This window comes from Roseospira marina, from assembly GCF_014197855.1.
Classification (GTDB): Bacteria; Pseudomonadota; Alphaproteobacteria; order Rhodospirillales; family Rhodospirillaceae; genus Rhodospira; species Rhodospira marina.
On sequence record NZ_JACIGJ010000045.1, the window covers coordinates 1 to 2344 of the forward strand.

At 64.2% G+C, this 2344-nt stretch carries 1 protein-coding gene; it reads left to right on the forward strand.

What is annotated here, in order from left to right:
• Window positions 1–314: 314 nt before the first annotated feature.
• The gene (locus tag GGD82_RS20685) at window positions 315–2174 is read left to right on the forward strand and encodes a flagellar hook protein FlgE (protein WP_150064307.1); all 1860 of its coding nucleotides are present in this window, start codon (window positions 315–317) and stop codon (window positions 2172–2174) included.
• Window positions 2175–2344: the final 170 nt, after the last annotated feature.

The following is a 2344-nucleotide window of genomic DNA, read 5'->3' on the forward strand; positions in this document are numbered from 1 at the left end:
CTTTCCAAACCATGGCCGCACCTCCGCGACCATCTTGACGACCTGTTACCCATGTCTCCGGTCTGTTCTGTTACCTATGTATCCGGATTGGACCGGGCGATGGGGCCGACGGCGGCGACGACACCGCTGGCGACGATCCCGCGGGCGACACCGGCGGCGACGATCCCGCCGACGATCCCGTCGACACCGTCGTCTGACGCCCAGCGTCTCTATCCGCACCCATTCCCGGCGGCCCCCTGAACCCGCCGCCAGACGACAAGAAGAACCAGACCCGGGCGGGGCCTCTCCCCCGGGCGGCTTGAAGGAGAAGACCCATGTCGCTGTACGGAGCCTTGTTCTCGGGCGTGTCGGGGCTGCAATCGCAGTCCAGCGCCATGGGCGCCATCTCGGACAACGTCGCCAACGTCAACACCGTCGGGTACAAGGGGACGACGGTGAACTTCAAGACCCTGGTGACGGCGCAGGTGTCGCTGACCCAGTACTCGCCGGGCGGCGTGCAGTCCGCGCCGCGCACCAACGTGGACATTCAGGGTCTGTTGCAGGCGACCACGTCCTCGACCGACTTCGGTTTGTCCGGCGGCGGCTTCTTCGTTGTCTCGGATCAGGCGACCAATCCGTCGGGCTACGCGTTCTCGCGCGCCGGGTCGTTCAAGATCGACAAGGACGGCTTTCTGCAGAATGCCGCCGGGTATTACCTGCAAGGCTGGCCGCTGGACACCTGGGACGGCACGGTCACGGCCGCCACAGTGGACTACAACAACCAGACTTACATGAAGACGTACAAGAACGAAAACGGCGAGTCGTTCTACATCAACGACAATGCCGTGGATAACGTCAACATGCGACCGCTGAACCTGAGCACCATCGGCGGCACGGCGCGCGCGACCTCCACCCTGTCCATGGGCGCCAAGCTCCCCGCCGACGCCGCCATCGGCCGCAGCGAGCAGACCAACGCCCTGATCTTTGACAGTCTCGGCAACTCCCACAACCTGCTCTACACCTGGACCAAGCGCGATCAGAACACCTGGGACGTGGAGGTCATGCCGCCGGCCGGCAGCACCTACGTCTCCGTCGACGCGCAGGAAGACAGCACCTACTACGCGGCCGGCCGCCTGGATTTCACCGCCGTCCCCGATGCCGGCACGAGCGTGGAGATCAACGGCCAAACCTATACCTTTACGGACAGCGGCAGCGGCAGTGTCGACACCATCAACGGCAATACGGTCGGAACGTCGCTGTCCCTGTTGCTGGATGAACTGGCTGCGCAGGTGGACGCGGATTTTGTCACGGCGGCCGGCGGTACCGTCGCCGGCGTCTCCGGCAAATCCTCGCCCAGCAGTTGGGTCGAGCGGATCGAAGGCGAGAACAGCATCCTGATCCGCCAGTTCAGCGAAACCGCGGCCATCAACATCGACACCACGGGCTTGACGACCAACGGCGGCCTGGACCCGGCGGTCATCCAGACCGGCGAATCCGGGAATCCGAATGCGCCGTGGTCGATCCCGGCCCTGAGTCCCGCGGTGGTCGGCGGCTGGCAGGGCTCCTGGGTGACCGCCGGCACCAGTGCCATGACCTTCAATGGCGATGGAACACCGGACACGATCTTCGGCTACGATGAAACCGCCCAGAACGATCCCCGGTCGTCGATCAGCCTCGGCTGGGCGAATGGCTCGCTCAACATGGATGGCGGCAGCATCAACACCGGCGGTTCGCCCGCGATCACCCAGTTCTGGGGCAACTACAACGCCGACGACGGGTTCCAGCAACTTTCGGGCGAATACCAGCTCAATTTCGTTAGCCAGAACGGCAACCGGTTCGGCAACTACGCCGGAATCTCCGTGTCCGAAGACGGCATCGTCACGGCCCTGTTCGACAACGGCGTGCAGCGCCCGATCTTCATGATCCCGGTCGCCACCTTCGTGAACCCGAACGGCATGAACCCGCTGACCGGCAACGTGTTCCAGCAGACCGACGACTCCGGCCTGCCGGTGGTGCGCGAGGCGGGCTCGGCCGGCGCCGCGTCCGTGGCCCAGGCCACCCTGGAAAACTCCACGGTCGACCTTGGAACGGAATTCACCAACATGATCACGACCCAGCGCGCCTATTCGGCGGCGTCGAAGATCATCACCACGTCGGACGACATGCTGGAGGAGCTGATCCGCATCAAGCAGTAAGTCCGACCCACGACGCAACTGGGTGCGTCGCCCTTCTTCAAGACGACCTGCCCCCGGCCATGCCGGGGGCTTTTTTTTGGTTCATGACGGAATTCCGGGGAAGGCGTCGCGGATTTTGAGGAAGAAGTAGGCGTCATCGCGGAAGCCGTAGGCCATCCGCTTGATGACCT

What these genes read in the sequence shown, in the direction of transcription:
- GGD82_RS20685 (WP_150064307.1), top strand. Translation starts at nt 315, where the DNA reads ATGTCGCTGTACGGAGCCTTGTTCTCGGGCGTGTCGGGGCTGCAATCG.